Source organism: Acidovorax sp. M2(2025) (assembly GCF_049330835.1).
GTDB lineage: Bacteria > Pseudomonadota > Gammaproteobacteria > Burkholderiales > Burkholderiaceae_C > Acidovorax.
The window spans coordinates 1,115,803-1,134,928 of record NZ_CP186262.1 but is presented as its reverse complement, the minus strand read 5'-3'; the positions used below and the strand labels follow the sequence as shown (position 1 = coordinate 1,134,928).

Annotated in this window: 12 protein-coding genes; 5 read left to right on the top strand and 7 right to left on the bottom strand. The window is 67.1% G+C overall.

Going from position 1 to position 19,126, the window contains the following annotated elements; all coding sequences use genetic code 11:
• Positions 1-392: 392 nt before the first annotated feature.
• From glgX to ACOYR3_RS05220, 4 genes are all read left to right on the top strand, one after another.
• Entirely contained in the window at positions 393-2,630 is a 2,238-nt protein-coding gene (gene glgX, locus ACOYR3_RS05235) for a glycogen debranching protein GlgX (RefSeq protein WP_422845419.1), read from the top strand.
• Complete coding sequence (gene treZ / locus ACOYR3_RS05230; protein WP_422845418.1) at positions 2,627-4,471, top strand: malto-oligosyltrehalose trehalohydrolase; 1,845 nt, start codon at positions 2,627-2,629, stop codon at positions 4,469-4,471. The genes glgX and treZ overlap by 4 nt, the downstream gene beginning before the upstream one ends.
• Positions 4,468-9,486 (top strand): malto-oligosyltrehalose synthase, encoded by a 5,019-nt coding sequence (treY, locus tag ACOYR3_RS05225; RefSeq protein WP_422845417.1) that lies wholly within the window; start codon positions 4,468-4,470, stop codon positions 9,484-9,486. Before treZ ends, treY begins: the two co-directional genes overlap by 4 nt.
• A gap of 108 nt (positions 9,487-9,594) precedes the next feature.
• Positions 9,595-10,206, top strand: coding sequence for a DUF1003 domain-containing protein (locus tag ACOYR3_RS05220; protein WP_422845416.1), 612 nt, complete (start codon positions 9,595-9,597; stop codon positions 10,204-10,206).
• A gap of 642 nt (positions 10,207-10,848) precedes the next feature.
• Here ACOYR3_RS05220 and ACOYR3_RS05215 read toward each other — a convergent pair.
• Positions 10,849-12,030, bottom strand: coding sequence for an MFS transporter (locus ACOYR3_RS05215; protein ID WP_422845415.1), 1,182 nt, complete (start codon positions 12,028-12,030; stop codon positions 10,849-10,851).
• A 195-nt stretch (positions 12,031-12,225) separates the two neighbouring features.
• Here ACOYR3_RS05215 and ACOYR3_RS05210 point away from each other — a divergent pair, with 195 nt between their 5' ends.
• Positions 12,226-13,125, top strand: a complete 900-nt coding sequence (locus ACOYR3_RS05210; RefSeq protein WP_422845414.1) for a LysR substrate-binding domain-containing protein — start codon at positions 12,226-12,228, stop codon at positions 13,123-13,125.
• A gap of 189 nt (positions 13,126-13,314) precedes the next feature.
• Here ACOYR3_RS05210 and ACOYR3_RS05205 read toward each other — a convergent pair whose 3' ends face one another.
• The 6 genes from ACOYR3_RS05205 to ACOYR3_RS05180 form a co-directional block, all read right to left on the bottom strand.
• Positions 13,315-13,605 (bottom strand): DUF4148 domain-containing protein, encoded by a 291-nt coding sequence (locus ACOYR3_RS05205; protein WP_422844438.1) that lies wholly within the window; start codon positions 13,603-13,605, stop codon positions 13,315-13,317.
• Between the two features lie 235 nt (positions 13,606-13,840).
• Positions 13,841-14,773, bottom strand: coding sequence for an electron transfer flavoprotein subunit alpha/FixB family protein (locus ACOYR3_RS05200; protein ID WP_422845413.1), 933 nt, complete (start codon positions 14,771-14,773; stop codon positions 13,841-13,843).
• Position 14,774: 1 nt separating this feature from the next.
• Positions 14,775-15,530, bottom strand: a complete 756-nt coding sequence (locus ACOYR3_RS05195) for an electron transfer flavoprotein subunit beta/FixA family protein (protein WP_422846527.1) — start codon at positions 15,528-15,530, stop codon at positions 14,775-14,777.
• Between the two features lie 103 nt (positions 15,531-15,633).
• Positions 15,634-17,079, bottom strand: coding sequence for an aldehyde dehydrogenase family protein (locus ACOYR3_RS05190; protein ID WP_422846526.1), 1,446 nt, complete (start codon positions 17,077-17,079; stop codon positions 15,634-15,636).
• Positions 17,080-17,083: 4 nt separating this feature from the next.
• Positions 17,084-18,118: a 2-dehydropantoate 2-reductase gene (locus ACOYR3_RS05185; protein ID WP_422845412.1), complete on the bottom strand. Its 1,035-nt coding sequence runs from the start codon at positions 18,116-18,118 to the stop codon at positions 17,084-17,086.
• Positions 18,111-19,094: a Bug family tripartite tricarboxylate transporter substrate binding protein gene (locus tag ACOYR3_RS05180; protein ID WP_422845411.1), complete on the bottom strand. Its 984-nt coding sequence runs from the start codon at positions 19,092-19,094 to the stop codon at positions 18,111-18,113. The genes ACOYR3_RS05185 and ACOYR3_RS05180 overlap by 8 nt, the downstream gene beginning before the upstream one ends.
• Between the last annotated feature and the right edge of the window lie 32 nt (positions 19,095-19,126).

Here is a 19,126-nt window from a genome sequence, read left to right as displayed (position 1 = left end):
CAGCACGATGTCATCGTCAGCGGTGATCACCGGATCGGGCATGGTCTCTGCCGCACGTCCTTGGCGCCTTGGTAGTTCAGAGCTCTCACAGGGGGCCCTTTTGATCTCAGAGATGGTTCAAAGCAGGGGAGGGTTACCGCCCACTCTGGCCACCGCCTGCCGCAGGGCCCGCAGGACAGTGCCGCGCCAGCGCCACCGCGCGAGGGCGGCCGATTCTTTTGAGAAAGTTGAAGGCCGAGGTAGTCCGCTGCCTACACCACCTTCCTGCCGAGTCCCGCAATCCCGCCCGTCCCGTCCGCAGACGATGGGCTTTTTTGAGCCCACGCCATGCCCGCGCCCACGCCTTTCCTCGCTTCGCCTCTCCGCCCGGCAGGCCGCGCCCTGCGCACCCCATGAACACCCCCATCTTCGACTCCCAGGGCACCGAAGCACCACTGCATGTAGCGCAGGCAAGACGCCACCGCGCCACGCGCCATCGGGTGGAGCCCGGCCGCCCCTGCCCGCTGGGCGCCACGGCGGAGCGCCAAGGCGTGAACTTTGCGGTGTACTCACGCGTGGCAGACCGGGTAGAGCTGTGCCTCTTCACCGCGGACGGACAGGAAACCCAACGCATTGCCTTGCCCACACTCACCGACGATGTGTGGCACGGCTTCGTTCCCGGCTTGCGCCCCGGTCAACACTACGGATTTCGCGTCCACGGGCCGTACGAGCCAGAGCGAGGCCAGCGCTGCAACCCATCGGTGCTGCTGATGGACCCCTATGCCCGAGCCCTTGCGGCACCAGTGCACGGCGCCCCCGACCAGTTCAGCTATGTGCTGGGGCACGCCGACGAGGACCTGGCTCCGTGGCAGGGGGACAACGGCGCCACGGCCCCCAAGTCGCTGGTCGTACGCTCCCGCTTTGACTGGGGCGACGACAAGCCGCCCCGTATACCCGCACAAGACACCGTGTTCTACGAGGTCCACGCCAAGGGCTTCACGCAAACCATGCCCGGTGTCCCCGAGGCGTTGCGTGGCACCTATGCCGGCCTGGCCAGCGACGCCGCCCTGCAGCATTTGCGCAGCCTGGGCGTGACCAGCGTGGAGCTGCTGCCGGTGCAGGCCTTCATCGACGACCTGCGGCTAGTAGAGCAGGGTCTCGCAAACTACTGGGGCTACAACACCATCGCATTCCTGGCCCCCGAGCCCCGTTACGCCACACCCGGGGAGCGGGCGCGGGACGGCGGAGTGGACGAATTCAAGGCCATGGTCAAGGCCTTGCACGCCGCAGGGCTGGAAGTGATTCTGGACGTTGTCTACAACCACACGGGAGAAGGCAGCCATCTGGGCCCCACCCTCAGCCTGAAAGGCCTGGACCACGCCGCGTACTACCGGCTCACGGAGGATCCGCGCTTCTGCCTGGACTTCAGCGGCACGGGCAACACCCTGGACACCAGCAGCCCGCCGGCGTTGCGGCTGGTGCTCGACAGTCTGCGCTACTGGGTGCAGGAAATGCATGTCGATGGCTTTCGCTTCGACCTCGCGAGCGCCCTCGGGCGCGATGCAGCCGGCGACTTCACCTGGCGCGCACCGTTCTTTGCCGCCCTGGTGCAAGACCCGGTGTTGGCCCAGGTGAAGCTGGTGGCCGAGCCCTGGGACCTGGGTCCCAACGGCTACCAGTTGGGCGGGTTTCCAACCGGGTGGATGGAGTGGAATGGGCGGTACCGCGATGCAGTACGGGACTACTGGGCGAACGCCGACGGCAGCCTGCCCGCGTTCGCAGCCTGCCTCTGCGGGTCTGCCGACCTGCTGGAACCCCGCCGCCGGCGCCCTACCGCCAGCGTCAACCTGGTGACGGTCCATGACGGATTCACGCTGGCGGACCTCGTGAGCTACAACGGCAAGCACAACGAGGCCAATGGCGAAGACAACCGCGACGGTGAGAACCACAACCGCAGCTGGAACTGCGGTGCCGAGGGCGAAACCGAGGACACCGAAGTCCAGGCGCTGCGCGCGCGCCAGGTACGCAACTTTCTGGCCACGCTGTTTCTTTCGCACGGCACGCCCCTGCTGCTGGGGGGCGACGAACTGGGGCGCACCCAGCAGGGCAACAACAACGCCTACTGCCAGGACAACGCCCTCTCATGGTTCGACTGGGAGCGCGCCGCGACGTACACCGGCCTGCAGGCGTTCACCCGGGATCTCATCGCGCTGCGCCGTGAACTGTCGGTGGTGCGGCTCGCCCGGTGGCCTCACCACAGCGCTGGCGCTACGCCATCCGTCACGGTCCAGTGGCACAGCGTGTGGGGGATGGCCATGACGGCCGAAGAGTGGGGCGACCCGGCCGTGCGCTGCATTGCCGCCCTGATGGAGAGCACGCAAGCCGGGGAAGACGCGCTGCTCATGCTGTTCAACGCCTCCGGCGAAGAAGCGGTGTTCACCCTGCCCGCAGCGACGCCCACCCGGGAATGGACCCTGCGGCTGGACACCCGCACGGCACAGGTGGTCCCATCAAGCCCTTCGCCAGAGCACCCCGCCGCGGGGTCCGTGGCCTCCGGAGAGCACTACACGCTGCTGCCCCACTCCATGGCTGCCTTCGCTGCGCCTTCCATCGCACCTGCATCAACGGACGGCCCGTCGCCCCCGCCATGAGCCAGACCGAAAGCCCTTCCACCGCCCCGGCCGCGGCCCACGCCATGCCTTTCGGTGCCCGCCTGCACACCGCAGGGGGTGTCGACTTCACCCTCTGGGCTCCCGCAGCGCGCCATGCGCAGGTGCTGCTGGCCGACGGTCCCCAGGTCGAGCCCCAGGCGCTCGCCGCTACTGCTGCGCCCGGCGGCTGGTGGCGCGTGCACGCAGCACACGCCGCTGCGTCGAGCCGGTACCAATGGCAAATCGACGGGAAGTTGAAAGTGCCCGACCCCGCTGCGCGGTATGCCCCCGGGGGACCTCACGGGCTTTGCCAGGTGGGCGATCCGTCCGCCTATTCGTGGCATATCCGCCACTGGGGCGGGCGGCCCTGGCACGAACTGGTGTTCTACGAACTGCACGTGGGCACCTTCACCCCCCAGGGTAGCTACACGGCCGCAGCCGCGGAACTGCCCCGCCTCGCCGACCTCGGATTCACCGCCATCGAGCTCATGCCGCTGGCGACCTTCGGGGGGACATGGGGCTGGGGCTACGATGGCGTGCTGCCTTTTGCCCCCCATCCCGCGTACGGCACGCCGGAGGATCTCAAGCACTTTGTGGATGCCGCGCATGCGCTCGGGCTGTGCGTGTTTCTGGACGTGGTTTACAACCACTTCGGCCCGGACGGCAACTACCTGCACACCTATGCGCCGGCCTTCTTTTCGCAGACCCACCAAAGTCCGTGGGGGGCGGCCATCAATTTCGATGCGGCAGACAGCGACGTGGTGCGCTCGTTCTTCGTCCACAACGCGCTGTACTGGATTGAAGAGTTCCAGATGGACGGATTGCGGCTGGACGCCGTCCACGCCATCGTGGACACCAGCCGCCCGCACATCCTGGAGGCGATCAGCACATCCGTGCGCGCGCTGGCCAGCACCACCGGCCGGCATGTCCATCTGGTGCTGGAAAACGAAAAGAACCAGCCCCGGTGGCTGGCTGCGCCGGACGGCGAACGCGCTGCCTACGATGCGCAGTGGAATGACGACTTCCACCACGCTCTGCATGTGAGCCTGACCGGGGAGTCCCACACCTACTATGCGAAGTTCGCGCGCGACCCGGTCGCGTTGCTGGCGCGGGTGCTGACCCAGGGATTCGCCTTCCCCGACGGCGTTGCGGCCACCGACAACGTTGCGCCCATGGCCCTCACCCGCCTGATCCACTTTCTGGGCAACCACGACCAGATCGGCAACCGGGCCTTTGGCGAGCGGCTCGCTGCGCTGGTGCCGGAGCCCGCTGCCGAACTGGCCCTGCTGCTGACGCTCCTGGCCCCCGCAACGCCGCTGGTGTTCATGGGCGACGAGTTTGGCGCCACCACGCCATTCCTTTACTTTGCGGGGTGGGAAGGGGAACTGCGCGGGGCGGTGCGGGCCGGCCGGCAAAAGGAATTCAGCCACGACGTGCCGGAGGGCCGCACGCTGCCCGACCCCTGCGATCCCGCCACCAGGGCCGCCAGCCGCCTGGACTGGACCGAGTCCGAACTCCCGCCCGGCCGTGAGCGCAGCCTACTGTTGCAGCAAGCGTTGGCGGTGCGGCGGCAGTGGATCACGCCCCGCGCCGCCCAATGGCGCACGGGCGGCCACATTGCCGAACGGGTGGGCTCCCACGGGCTCCGCGTCGGCTGGGGCTGGGGGCCAGGCGCCCAGCGCTGGTGGATGGAAGTCAACCTGGGCCCGCACGAAATTCCGTCGCCCCCACCAAGCCCCCGCGGCACCGTCGCGTGGGAGCACCGCTGGACCACGGACACACCCGGCGGTGCCTGGGCGCCTTGGTCCGCCCGCTGGATCTGCTCAGACTACCTTCCATGACCGCACCTGCATCCCTCTCCACACCGCCAAACGCGGGACACGACGACCTGCTGCGGCGTGCAGAACAGGCCGGCATTGCCCCCACCTACTCGGGCTTTTGGGGGGAGACCGTGGAAGTGGGCGACGAAGTGCTGGCGCGCGCCTTGGCCTCGCTGGGCTCCTGGCGCGATGCCGCTGCCGCGCCGGCCAGCCTGGTCATCCCCGTGGGCCAGCCCCACTCCGTGGAGTTCACGCAAGCCACTGGCTGGACACTGCACCGCGTGGAGAGCGCCGACGCCCCACCGCTTGCCAGCGGCTATGGCACCAGCGCGTCGCTGCCGCCCACGCTGGCAATGGGCATCTACCGCCTGGAAGCGGGCAGCAGCGTACAGACCGTACTGGTCGCACCTCCGCAGTGCTGGCTGCCGGAGGGCTTGCGCCACGGCGAGCGCTGGTGGGGCATCACGGCCCAGATGTATGCCCTGCGCTCCGAACGCAGCTGGGGCATTGGCGACTTCAGCGATCTGGCCCAATGCATCCGCCTGGCCGCCGCACAAGGGGCCGCGTTTGTGGGCGTCAGCCCGCTGCACGCCCTGCGTCCGGGCCAGCCCGATGCCGCCAGCCCCTACAGCCCGAGCAGCCGGTTGGCCCTGAACGTCCTGCACATTGACGTCACCGCCGTGCCCGAGTTCCTTCACTGCGACGCCCTGCACGCACTGTGCGCGGAGCCCGGCTTTCGCGCACGGCTACAGGCTGCGCAGGAAAGCGCCACCGTGGACTACCCCGCCGTGGCGGCACTGAAGGACGCGGCGCTGGCCTGCCTCTGGCAAACCTTCCGGCAGACCGCGTGGGAGGGCGAAGGCACGCGCGGCGCGGCATTCGACGCATTTCGCACCCGCTGTGCGCCGACACTGGGGCCGCACGCACGCTTTGAAGCCATTCAGTGCACGCTGCAGGCCAGCGACCCCGGCATCTGGGGCTGGCCCGCATGGCCGGAGGCGCTTCGCGATCCCCACAGCCCCGCCGTGCAGGCTTTCCTCGACGAGCACGCCGATGCCGTGGACTACCGCTTCTGGCTGCAGTGGCTTGCCCACGACCAGCTTGCGCAGGCGAGTGCGACTGCGCACGCCCTGATGCCCATCGGGCTGTACTGCGATCTCGCCGTCGGCGCGGCCGATGGCGGCACGGACACCTGGGCCGCCCAGGGGCTGTATGCCCGCGGCATGAACGCGGGCGCGCCGCCCGACCCCCTCAGCCCCCACGGGCAGGACTGGGGCCTGCCGCCGATGAACCCCGTGGCACTGGCCGCCGCGCACTACCTGCCACTGCAACGCATGCTCGCTGCGGTCATGGAGCCCGCCGGTGCCGTGCGCATGGACCATGTGATGGCGCTGATGCGACTGTTCTGGACCTGCGAAGCGGGCGGCACCTATGTGGGGTACCCGCTGGAGGCCATGCTCGCGGTGCTCGCCATCGAAAGCCATCGCCACCACTGCATGGTGATTGGAGAAGACCTGGGCAACGTGGCGCCGCGCATGCGCGAGGCGATGGCCGAGCATGCCCTGCTGTCCTACCGACCCCTCATTTTCGAGCGTCTGGACGGTGGCGCCTTCCGGCCGCCAGCGCAATGGCCGGTGCAGGCGCTGGCCGTGGTGACCACGCACGATCTCCCGACCCTGGCGGGCTTCTGGGCCGCGGATGACGTGGCGCTGCACGACGCGCTGGGCTGGCTGGACGGCGACGCGCGGCTGCGAGCCCAGCTTGACCGGGCGCAGGACCGCACGCACCTGCTTGCAGCACTGGAAGCCGAAGGGCTGTTGCCTGAGGGCGCCACGCTCGATGCGCAGTCGGTCCCCGAGATGACGCCAACGCTCGCCGCCGCCGTGCACCGCTATCTCGCCCGCACACCGTGCCACCTGGTAGGCGTGCAGCTGGAAGACCTGCTGGGGCAGCGCGAGCAACCCAACGTACCCGGCACCACCGACAACGTGCACCCCAATTGGCGGCGCCGCATGGCGGTACCGCTGGAACAACTGGCCGCCGCCCCCTTCTTCACCGCCATCACGGCGGCTGTGCATGCCGAGCGCGACAGCAGCTGGCCACTCGCAAGCCCCATCCCGCCACTGCACACGGCAGACATTCCGCGCGCCACCTACCGGGTGCAGCTGAACGCGCAGTTCAACTTTGACCAGGCGCGCGCCGCCGTTCCCTACCTGCAAGCGCTGGGCATCAGCCACCTCTACACGTCGCCGTACCTCAAGGCAGGCGCGGGCAGCAGCCACGGCTATGACATGGTGGACCCTACCCAGATCAATCCGGAAATCGGTACGCCCGAACAACACGGCGCCTTGTGCGCAGCGCTTGCGGACCACGGCATGGGGCATTTGCTGGATACGGTGCCCAACCACATGGGTGTGGAAGATGCGGGCAACCGCTGGTGGAACGACGTGCTCGAGCACGGGCGCGCATCGCCCCACGCCGCCACATTCGACATCGAATGGAACCCGGAAGACCCGCAAACCGGGGAGCGGGTGCTGCTTCCCGTTCTGGGAGACCACTATGGCAAGGTGCTGGACGCGGGTGAACTGCAGGTGCGTTTTGACAGCGGTACGGGACAATTCAAGGTGGACTACTGGGAGCGCTCTTTCCCGCTGGACCCCCGCAGCTACGCCGCACTGCTGTCCCACGCGCCCCTGCCGGTGACGGTAGCGCCAGGGGCGGGACCGGACGACCTGGCGGCCCTGCAGTCCCTCGTCGACGCATGGGCCCAGCTGCCCCCGCAGGACACCCCGGATCCCGCCGCCCGGGCGGCCCGCCTGCGCGACACCGCCCTGCACCAGCAGCGGCTGGCAGAGCTGGCCGCACGCCACCCCTGGGTTCTCGAATGGATTGAGGCCAACCTTCGCCAGGTGAATGGCTCGCCGGGCATCGCCTCCAGCTTTGACGCGCTGGACCAGTTGCTCCAATGCCAGGCCTACCGGCTGGCGGACTGGCGGGTCGCCGGCGATGACATCAACTACCGCCGGTTTTTCAACATCAATGCGCTGGCCGCCATTCGCATGGAAGAACCGGCCGTGTTTGATGCGGTGCATGCACTCACCTTCCGCTGGCTCGCCGAGGGCAAGGTCAGCGGCCTGCGGATTGACCACCCGGACGGGCTGGCCGACCCCGCGCAGTACTTCATGCGCCTGCAGCAGCGCTACCAGCAAATGCGCAATGCGCAGGGCCTGCCGCCCCGTTCGCTGTATGTGGTGGTCGAGAAGATCATGGCCGATCACGAGCCCTTGCCCGCGGATTGGGCCGTGCACGGCGGCACGGGCTACCGCTTTGCCACCCTGGTCAACGGTCTCTTCATCGAAAGCGAAGCGCAGGAACGTTTTGACGCGGTCTACACCGCATTCACGGGCGACACCTTGCCCCTGGACGAGGCTGCATGGGCTTGCAAGCGACTCGTCATCGAAACGGCACTGTTCAGCGACCTGGCATGGCTTGTGGCCACGCTGAGCCGCATCACGCGTGCGGACCGGCGCTTTTGCGACTTCACGCGCAACCAGCTGCGCGTGGTCCTGACCGAGGTGGCGGCCCAGTTCCCTGTCTACCGCACGTATGTCGTTCCGGCAGGCGCCCCGCCGAGCGTGTTCGACGTGCAGCACCTCGACCGTGCGCTTGCCGCCGCAGGGCGGAGCCTGGGCACGGCCGAAGGTGGCGTGCTGGCCTTTCTGCGCGGAGTGTTGCTGGGCGAGGACGGCCCGGAGCCCGCCCTGCGGGCAAGCTTTGTGCGCCGGTGGCAGCAATTCACCGCGCCGGTCATGGCGAAGGCGGTGGAGGATACGCTGTTCTACCGCTGCGTGCGCCTGGTTTCGCTCAACGATGTGGGTGCAGAACCGCGCCGCTTTGGTCTGCCCGTCGCCGCGTTCCACCAGGGCACCCTGCAGCGCGCACGCCACGTGCCCCACGGCCTCCTCGCCACCTCCACGCACGACAGCAAACGGTCCGAGGATGTCCGGGCCCGCCTGAACGTGCTCTCGGAACTGGTGGACGAATGGCACGCAACGGTGCTGGCCTTGCAGAGCGCTGGGGAAACCTACCAGGGAACGGTGGACGAAGCCCCCGCGCCCAGCGCCCATGACCGCTGGGCATTGTTCCAGGCGCTGGCGGGCATCTGGCCGGCGGAAGGCGCCGACGCCACCAGCCGCGCAGCGCTGGGCGAACGCATCCAGAACTACATGGTCAAGGCCATGCGCGAGGCCAAGCAGCAAACCAACTGGCTGTTTCCCCACCAGGCTTACGAAGAGGCCGTAGGTCGCTACATCGACAAGGTGCTTCACTGCGAGCAGTTCCGCAAGCCGCTGCAGGCCTGGGTGGAGCGCATTGCCCCGTACGGCTTTCGCAACAGCCTGTGCCAGCTCGCCATCAAGCTGCTGGCGCCCGGGGTGCCCGACATCTATCAGGGCTGCGAGCACTGGAACTTCTCGCTGGTGGACCCGGACAATCGGCGGCCCGTGGACTTTGCTGCGTTGGCCGCATCGCTCGCCCCCGTGCAGGCCTTGTACGCGGGCGGCAAATACCCATCTGCCGGCGCGTGGGACACATTGCTGGGCCGGACCAGCAAAGCCATGCCCGCGGCCGCCAAGCAACTGGTGACATGGCGGCTTTTGCAGCTGCGGTCCCGCTGGCCCCACCTCTTTCGCGACGCCCTGTACTTGCCATTGACGGTGGAAGGGCCGGCCGCATCCCATGCCGTCGCGTTTGCGCGCATCCATGAAGGCCGTGCCGTGGTCCTGGTTTGCGGGCGGCTTCTGGCCCAGAGGGACGCACGCTTCGCCAACGACGTCGCGGGCTGGACGGCGACCCAGGTCGCCTTGGCCGAAGCGCACCCTGCACTGGCCAAGCCGCAGCGCTGGGCCAACCTGTTCACCGGGGAAACTGTGCCCAACGGTCCACAACTGCCGCTGGCCACCGTGCTCGGCGCGATCGGTGCAAGCGATGCCCGCCTGCCCTTCGCCGTACTCGGCGAGCCGGACCTGTTGCGGTGAGCGGGCGCGACAAACGCCCACCCAGGCACGGGCGGTACGCCTACTCTGCGGCCCGTGACCCGGCCCGACACTGGCGGCCGGCCCCAAAGCCCACTGTGAGGAGACCCCGTGTCGAAGGTGAATGAAACCGTTGAGCGTGTCACGGCACAAAACATCGAAAGCATCCTGTGTGCCGAAGATGAACGACGCACCCGCGTGCCCGCCATCTACCGCGCGATCTCCGCCGTCACCGCGGCGTGCGGCACCCCAGTCTTCCTTGCAGCCAATGCCGCCGTTTTTGCCGCGTGGGTGGCCTTCAACCAATGGGTGTATGCCTTTGATCCCTACCCGTTCACGCTGCTGCTGTTCGCGGTATCGCTCGAAGCCATCTTTCTGTCCATCCTCATCCTGATCAGTCAGAACATGGCGGCGGCAGAGAGCGAGCGCCGCCACCACCTGGATCTGCAGATGAACCTCCTGGCCGAGCGCGAACTCACGGCCCTGATGCGGCTTGTCGTGGACATGGCTGATCGCGCGGGCTTGCCGGCGCAAAACACCGCTGAAGTCCGGTCGTTTGCGCATGAGACCGACCCCTCCGGCGTACTGGCCCAGATCGTTCGCGCAGAGCACCGCCACCGGGTGCCCAACCAGAGTAGGGAAATCCGCATGCACAGCGGCAGGGAAGACGCCAAGACTGCAACCGCGGCCCAACTGCGGGCTATATCTGGCGCGCAGCATTGACGGACAACCCACGGTTGACGCAACGCCGTGGTCCTACAGAGAGCCTTGCACAGAGAGATTCAAAGCAGAGTGCCTGGCCTTCTTCTGCTCGCGCTCTACCGCCACCACGCCTTGGTGTCCGGCTCCGTCGCAAGCCTCTTGTCCGCAGCTGCCCTCACCGGCAGACGCGAGACGCACAGCGCCGCGGCGCCTTCGAACGCCGTGGGCCACTGGTATTGGAGCCACCGGGCGCTGTGGCAGCAGCAGGTAGACGCAAGCACACGCTGGCGGGGTACGCCCCCAACGGCACCTCGGTGTTCCGAGCCACCTTGTTTTCGGAGCTTCTGGAGCGGCTCACGCCCGGGTTTGAGCACCGACGCGCTCGCCCAGCCCTCGCCGCGACCTACATGGCTGTTGCCGCAGGCATGGGGCTGGGAGCCCTGGCCACATCCGCCCCCCTGGGCTTCCTCACCCCGAGAACCGGAAATGGCCAACCTCCGTCAAAGCGTCAGCCTTTTCCACCTCCCGCTGCCATGGTCAAAGACGTCCTTGAGCTTCTGCCACAGGGAATGCGGGCGCTTGGCAGCCGGTGCTTCCGCCAGCCAATGCAGATCGGGAGGGGCGCCAGGTCCTGACCGTGAGCTGCCGCGCCGTATCCCCCGCTCAGGAAGCACTTTCGGTTGGGAGCTTCGGGGCCGGCAGCCAGAGCAGCGCGCTCAGCGTGGCCGCTGCAACGCTGCTCCACACCGCCACCCAACTGCCTTGCCGCAGCACCGCAGCTACCAGCAAGGGCGTCAGAAAATAGGAGCCGAAGGCAAACGTGTTGCCCAGGCCCAGCGCGGCCCCCACGCGCGACGGCCCAGCCAGCACGGCCAGTTCGGTGAACGCCACCCCGTGCCAGCAGGACGCGATGACGCCTGCGGCCACGGCAATGCCCCAGAGCGCTACAGGCGCCTGGATCCATCCGGAGCCCCCTGCCACCCAGGTGACTGCCGCCAGTGAGACCAGGCTCAGGACCGACAGAACCGCGCAACCGCGCAGAAACGCGCGCCGGTTCCTGCGGCGGTCGGTCCAATACCCGGACCACACGCGCAGGGCCGCAGCCCCGCACTGGTAGGCCACCATGGCGGCCGAGGTCCAGGCCAGGTCCATTGCCGCCACGTCGTGCAGGAACACCGCGATGAAGCTGAGGATGGCGATCTGCGGCACGCATAACACACCGATGCCCAGAACGAATCGCCAGACCGTGCCGTCGCGCAGCAGCGGACCACGGGCGCTGGCGGAAGTCGGCCGGGTGAGCGCCGCGTGGACGGCTGGCGCTTCGTGCAGCCATGCCCAGGCCAACCCGGCGGCGGCCAGGCACATCAGCGCCAGCAAACCGTAGGCTGGCGCAAACCCCTGGCGCTCCACGACCGCAGGCAGCACCAGTGCCCCCACGGCGCCGCCGACTGGCAGTGCGGTCTGGCGGATGCTCATGGCCAATCCACGGTCTGCCTCGGTGAACCATCCCATGACCGCACGACCGCTCGATCCATTGAGGCTGCCACCGGCGAGGCCGAGCAGCGCCATCCCGGCCACCAACGCCGGATAGCTGGGCACGGGGCCACGGCCCGGCGAAACCTGCCAAGCCAGCACGGAGAGCACCAGGCAGGTCATTGCGAGGCCCGACAACAGCACGCGGCGGTCGCCCAGGCGGTCGGTGACGATGCCCCACGGCAGCTCGCTCAGCGCAATGCCCAGCCCAATGGCGCTGAGCACCACCCCCAGTTGCACCATGCTCAGCTGGTAGCCCTGCCGCACCAGCGCAGCGGCGGCTGGCAGGCCGGAGATCGCGGCGGAAAACACGGCATTCGCCGCAAATCCCACCCCCAGCACCCGCCACCGGTGGGACGGGCCAAGCGGCCGCGTTGTCTGCAAAGGTTGGCCGGCAGGGACTTCAGTTGGCATCGCATGCTCCTTAGAAGCAGCTGTTTATAGGCAACGCCGACCATTCCAACAATTGAATAAAATCTGTCAACCATTCGATTTTTCGGAACTGTTGTGGCGGCTTCTTTCGACCTGGATATCCTGCGGGGATTTGTGGTGGGCATAGAACTGGGCAGCTATGCCCGGGCCGCGGAACAGCTCGGCCGGTCCACATCGGCCCTGAGCACGCAGCTGCGCCGACTGGAGGCTGCGGCCGGCACAGTGCTGTTGCGCAAGGACGGGCGGGGCCTTGCGCTCACCCCGGCAGGGCAAGTGCTTTTCGACTACGCGAAGCGGCTGCTGGCGCTGCACGACGAGGCCCTGGGAGCTGTGCAAGGCCTGTGTGCAGAAGGCTCCGTGCGGGTCGGCATCCAGCACGATTTCTGCGACGACCTCCTGCCACGCGCCCTGGGCCGGTTCGCCCGTGCCCATCCCCGCGTGCAGTTGCAGACACGTGTGGGCCGCAACACCGAGCTTCTGCAGGCGCTTGCCGACGGCGTGCTGGACTTTGCGCTCGCATGGGGAGAGGCCGTTCCCGGGTTGCGCAAGGACGTCATCGCCAAAGTCCCCATGGTCTGGATTGGTCCGGCCGTGCCAGAGGCGCTGCCGCAACTCGGCTCCGAAATTCCACTGGTGGCCTACGAAGACGCCTGCAGGTTCCGCACCGCTGCGACCGCTGCGCTCGACAGGGCGCACATTCCCTGGCGTGTGGCGCTGACCAGCCCGAGCCTGAGCGGCTTGTGGGCTGGCGTCTCTGCAGGACTGGGACTTAGCGTGCGCACACCGCTAGGCCTTCCGCCGTCGGTGCTCTGCATGGACCGCAAGGCCTGGAAGCTCCCCGCGCTCCCGTCACTGCCCCTGGCGCTGTACCGCCGGGCGCCTCCGCTCAGTGATGTGCAAGCCCGGTTGCAGGAGATCATCCGGGAAGAAATCCAAAAGGCGCTCGTGGCTGCGAATGCAAGAAGCCCCGAGTAGCCCCGCTTCGCAGCGCCACACGCAAGGCGCCTGGCGCCCGGTTGACGCACCACAACAAAAAGGCTCCCCAAGGGGAGCCCGTATGCTTCAGTCAGTGCGGAGCGTGCTTAAAAACACTTGCCCATGGCAGCGGCACCTGCGACATGCCACCGATGTCGCCACCATGGGCAAGGCCCGCAACCGTTGCAATTACATGCTGAATTCGCCCGAAGGGATCTTGCCGGTGCGCAGGGCTTCGGCAGCCTGGGCGCGCACGGCAGCGCGGTCGGCCGTGCTCTTGTAGGTCACCACGCGGGAGCCTGCGGGCTCTTGGCTGCGGGTAGCAGCCACCGTGGCGGCTTCGGAAGCCACTTCAGCGCGGGTGCGGTTGGTCTGGAACTGCGTGGCGAATTGCGAAGCGTCGGCTTCGTCGGCCTGGGCGCCGAAGGAAGCGAAAGCGGCCACGGCAGCGATGGAGAGGATACGTGCGGTCTTGTTCATGATGGATTCCTAGTTAAGCGTCTCAGAAAAGCCGGTGCAAGAACCATTCTTGAACCGGGTTCGGTGAGTCGCCTTGCGGGTTCGGCTCATCGATGGGATGAACTGTACGCCGAGGGGGTTCAGGGAAAAACCACTGGGTCACGAACTAACTGTTCCAGTATTGAAAACAATCGCCACATTTGGCTCTGAGGAACCCGGCGGCAGACGGTTACCGGCCAACGCAAGCCGCAAGGCCTTACAGGGCCTTGACCAGTTCCGGCACGGCCGTGAACAGGTCGGCTTCCAGGCCGTAGTCGGCCACGCTGAAGATCGGGGCCTCCGGGTCCTTGTTGATCGCCACGATCACCTTGGAGTCCTTCATGCCCGCCAAGTGCTGGATGGCGCCCGAGATGCCCGCGGCGATGTACAGCTGCGGCGCCACGATCTTGCCGGTCTGGCCCACTTGCAGGTCGTTGGGGGCGTAGCCCGCATCCACCGCAGCGCGGCTGGCGCCGATGGCGGCGCCCAGCTTGTCGGCCAGCGGGGTGATGACTTCGTCGAACTTTTCCTTGCTGCCCAGCGCCCGGCCGCCGGAGACGATGATCTTGGCGGCGGTGAGTTCGGGGCGGTCGCTCTTGGCGATTTCGCTGCCCACGTAGCTGCTCTTGCCAGAGTCCTGCGCTGCTGCGGCGGTTTCGACTTGTGCGCTGCCGCCGCTGGCGGCTGCGGCGTCAAAGCCGGTGGTGCGCACGGTGATGACTTTCACGGCGTCGCCCGATTGCACGGTGGCGATGGCGTTGCCGGCGTAGATGGGGCGCTCGAAGGTGTCGGCACTCACGACCTTGGTGATGTCGCTGATCTGGGCGACATCGAGCTTGGCGGCCACGCGGGGGGCGACGTTCTTGCCGCCGGCGGTGGCGGGGAAGACGATGTGGCTGTAGTTGCCCGCGATGGCGAGCACCTGGGCTGCGACGTTCTCGGCCAGGCCGTGGGCCAGGCCGGGGGCGTCGGCGTGGATGACTTTGGCCACGCCGGCGATCTGGGCGGCGGCTTGCGCTGCGGCGCCCGCGTTGTGGCCGGCCACCAGCACGTGCACGTCGCCGCCGCAGGCGGCGGCAGCGGTGACGGTGTTGAGGGTTGCGCCCTTGATGGTGGCGTTGTCGTGTTCAGCAATAACGAGTACCGACATCTCAGATCACCTTTGCTTCGTTCTTGAGTTTTTCGACCAGGGCGGCCACGTCGGCCACCTTGACGCCAGCGCCGCGCTTGGCGGGCTCGCTCACCTTGAGGGTCTTCAGGCGGGGTGCAACGTCCACGCCGAGGTCTTCGGGCTTGATGGTGTCCAGCTGCTTTTTCTTGGCCTTCATGATGTTGGGCAAGGTGACGTAGCGGGGCTCGTTCAGGCGCAGGTCGGTGGTGATGACGGCGGGCAGCGTCAGCGAGAGGGTTTCCAGGCCGCCGTCGATTTCGCGGGTGACGCTGGCTTTGTCTGCGGCCAGTTCGACCTTGCTGGCGTTGGTGGCCTGGGGCAGTTCGGCCAGGGCGGCGAGCATCTGGCCAACCTGGTTGGCGTCGTCGTCGATGGCTTGCTTGCCCAGGATGATGAGCTGGGGCTGCTCTTTGTCCACCACGGCCTTCAGGAGCTTGGCCACGGCCAGGGGCTGCAGGTCCAGCTCGGCCGGGGTTTCCACCAGGATGGCGCGGTCGGCACCAATGGCCATGGCGGTGCGCAGGGTTTCCTGGCACTGGGCCACGCCGCAAGAGACTGCGATGACTTCGGTCACCAGGCCCTTCTCCTTCAGGCGCACGGCCTCTTCGACGGCGATTTCGTCAAAGGGGTTCATGCTCATCTTCACGTTGGCGATGTCCACACCCGTGTTGTCCGACTTCACGCGGACCTTCACGTTGTAGTCCACCACGCGCTTGACGGGAACGAGGATCTTCAGCATGTTGGATTGGCAAAAAAGTGAATGCGCTGCTCGGTGAAGCAGCCATGAGAAAGCGGCAATGCCCATCAGGATGGGCATTGCCGCAAACAAAGGCGCTGCGTCAGGGATTGACGTACGCCGTCTTGACCGTGGTGAAAAACTCAGCCGCGTAGCGCCCTTGCTCTCTGGGGCCGTAGCTGGACCCTTTGCGGCCGCCAAACGGCACGTGGGGGTCGACCCCAGCCGTGGGCGCATTGACCATGACCATGCCGGCCTGCAACTCGCGCTTGAAACGCGCGGCGCTTTTCAGGGATTGCGTCATGACCCCGGCGGACAATCCATAAGGGGTTTCATTCGCCACCTTCAGTGCTTCGTCCGCGTCTTTCACGCGAATGACGCTGGCGACCGGCCCGAAAATCTCTTCACGGTTGATGACCATGGAAGGGGTCGTTTCGGTGAACAGTGCCGGCTGAAGATAGAAGCCAGGCTGTCCATTCCATTGCTCCATGGCGTTGCCGCCGAACGCCAGTTTCGCCCCTTCCTGCGTGCCCAGGCCGATGTAGCGCAGGTCCTGCTCCAGCTGGCTTTGATCAACGACGGGACCAATGACCGTGCCTGAAGCGCGGGCGTCCCCCACCACGAGGCGCTTCATCGCGTCGGCCATGCCCGCCACGAAGCGATCATGGATGGCGTCCGTCACGATCAAGCGGGACGAAGCGGTGCAGCGCTGCCCCGTGGAATAGAACGCGCCGTTGATGGCGCACGCCACGGCTTGCTCGATGTCCGCATCGTCCAGCACCACGAGCGGATTCTTGCCGCCCATCTCCAGCTGGAACTTGGCCATGGCACCGGGCCGGCCCACCGCGCTCTGTGCGACTTTGCGACCGGTCGCCTCCGACCCCGTGAAGGTGATGGCCTGAACGCCTGGATCCTCCAAAAGAACTTCGCCAAGCTCCCGGCCCCGCCCCATCACCAGATTGAAGGTGCCTGCGGGCAGTCCCGCCCGCGAGATGATGTCCGCCAGGGCCCAGGCACAGCCGGGAACCAGCTCCGCAGGCTTGAACACCACCGCGTTGCCGTAAGCCAGTGCGGGCGCGATCTTCCAGGCCGGAATCGCCAGCGGGAAGTTCCACGGCGTGATGATGGTGACCACGCCAAGGGGCTCGCGCGAAATCTCCACGGTCATGTTGGCGCGGGTGGATCCCAAGAGCTCGCCGCCCACGCGCAGCGCTTCGCCGGCAAAGAACTTGAAGATGTGCGCAGCGCGCAGCACTTCGCCCGCTGCGTCTGGCAGGGCTTTGCCTTCCTCGCGCGCCAACAGGTCGGCCAGTTCGCCCTGCCGTGCCAGCAGCTCGCTGCCAATGCGGTCCAGCGCTTCGGATCTCTGCATGGGCGTCAGCGCCGCCCAGCGCGGTTGCGCCGCCGCCGCAGCGGCCACGGCCGTGCGTGCCTGCGCCTGGCTGGCGCGCGCATACAGACCAATGACATCCCGGGTGTCGGACGGGTTGATGTTGGCCGCTGCGTCCGTGCCAGCGACCCAATCGCCCGCAATGAAATTGTGGTGGATGGTGTTACTCATTCGGATAGAGACCCTTGGTTTGAGCGAATAGTCGGCAGATCCCGAACAACGCGTCCACATTCGGCGTGGGGACCTGCATCCGTTGCGCAATGTCCCGCACGGCACCGACGATGGCGTCGAGCTCCAGCGTTCGGCCTGCCTCGGCGTCCTGCAACATGGACGTCTTGAAAGCCCCCAGCTTTTCCGTGATGCGATGCCGGTCTTCGGGGCTTTGATCGATGGGGCAGCGGATTTTTGCGCCCAGGGCGGCGACTTCATTCATGGCGGCAGAGCAGAACGCCCGCACTTGCGCACCCGACAAGATGCGGTCCACGGTAGCGCCTGTAATCGCAGATAAAGGGTTCATGGTCAGGTTTCCCCAGAGCTTGAACCAGATGTCTCGCCGGATGTCGTCACTCACCGTGACCTCGAACCCTGCAGTTCGCAAAAGCTCACCCACGGCCACCGCCCGTGGCGAGCTGGCCCCTTGGGGCTCGCCAATGATGAGGTGCCGGCCCTTCACGTGCTTGACCAGGCCCGGCCCGCGCATCAGGCTGCTGGCGTGCACCACAGCCCCGAGCACGTGGTCAAAGGGGATGTTCGCGGCAATTTCCCCGCGAGGATCCATGCGGGGCAGGCCGGCCTCGAAACCTGGCAACCCTTGGCAGAACCACCAGGGCACCCCGTTCATGGCGGGCAGCACCACCGTGTCGGGACCGATGAGCGGCCGGATGGAAGCGGCCACCGCCGCAAGCGCCGGGCCTTTGACCGCAATCACAACCAGGTCCTGGGGCCCCAAGTCCTCGGCGCGGTCACTCGCGATGGCTGGCGCCTGGATGCGGCTGCCATCCTCCCGCTCCATGCGCCACCCGAAAGTGCGCAAGGCCTTCAGGTTGTCGCCACGAGCGAGCGCCGATACCCGGACAGTCCCCGTCGCGGCGATGGATGCCCCAATGAGACTGCCGATAGCTCCCGCCCCTGCGATGCAAACCGTTTGCAGCGTCGGGGCGTCGAGACTGGCGGCAAGGCGCGGTGGCGACTCAAGCATCGGCCGTGAAACCGATGGACTTGACGATAGGCCCCCAACGCTCCAGATCGGCCTTCAAAGCTGCCGCGAGTTCTTCAGGCGAAGAGGCGCGAACTTCCAGGCCCATGGCCGCGAGCCCCTCCACCACGTCTTTTGCGCCAAGCGCCTTGCGGATTTCTGCGTTGGCACTACTCACTACGGCGGCGCTGGCCTTGCCGGGCAGGAAGAAGCCGTGCCACTCACCGTACACCAGCGACTTGTACCCTTGCTCTGCCAACGTGGCTACCTGCGGCACGAACTTGCTGCGCGTTGCGCCGCTGGTGGCAAGGACTCGCAACTTGCCGCCGGGCAGATGGGGCAGAAACTCTCCCACGGGCGCGGACACGGCTGCAATCTGCCCGCCCACCAGGTCCATGATGGCCGGCTGCGTGCCGCGGAAACCCACGTGCCGCAGATCCACCTTGCCCGCCCGCCCGATAAGCACCCCGACAAAGTGGGGAACAGAGCCGGGCGCGGGGGAGCCGAAGTTCGCCAGCGTCGGGTTGGCATTGCACCAGGCAAGAAACTCGGGAATGGTGGTGACCGAGGCGGGAACCAGGGGACCCACGGCAAAACCCATGTCCACCTGCACGGCCGTTGACACCGGCGTCAGGTCGGCCAGCGGGTCATAAGGCAGCTTCTTGTACGTATGGGGGTAGATGCCGAGCATCGACATCGGTGTCACCAGCAGGGTGCTGCCATCGGCGGCCGACGCCTTCAGTGCGGAAATGGCGATTTGCCCACCTGCCCCCGGGCGGTTGTCAACGACGACCGACTTGGCATAGGTGCCGGTCAGGCGGGCAGCAACGCGGCGGGCTTCCGTATCGATCGTTCCCCCTGGCGCGAAGCCGGCAATGATCTTGGCGTTCTCTACCGTGTTCGCCCGGGCTGCAAAAGGTACGGCGGTGGCGGCCAATCCCCATGCCATCTGCGATATGAGTTGTCGACGTGTTTGCATTGATGTGTCTCCTTTGTGAGTCGTTGAGTGGG

Coding starts and splice junctions, on each gene's coding strand:
- glgX (WP_422845419.1), top strand. CDS start 393: ATGAACACCCCCATCTTCGACTCCCAGGGCACCGAAGCACCACTGCAT.
- ACOYR3_RS05200 (WP_422845413.1), bottom strand. CDS start 14,773: ATGTCGGTACTCGTTATTGCTGAACACGACAACGCCACCATCAAGGGC.
- ACOYR3_RS05185 (WP_422845412.1), bottom strand. CDS start 18,118: ATGCTTGAGTCGCCACCGCGCCTTGCCGCCAGTCTCGACGCCCCGACG.
- treY (WP_422845417.1), top strand. CDS start 4,468: ATGACCGCACCTGCATCCCTCTCCACACCGCCAAACGCGGGACACGAC.
- ACOYR3_RS05180 (WP_422845411.1), bottom strand. CDS start 19,094: ATGCAAACACGTCGACAACTCATATCGCAGATGGCATGGGGATTGGCC.
- ACOYR3_RS05205 (WP_422844438.1), bottom strand. CDS start 13,605: ATGAACAAGACCGCACGTATCCTCTCCATCGCTGCCGTGGCCGCTTTC.
- treZ (WP_422845418.1), top strand. CDS start 2,627: ATGAGCCAGACCGAAAGCCCTTCCACCGCCCCGGCCGCGGCCCACGCC.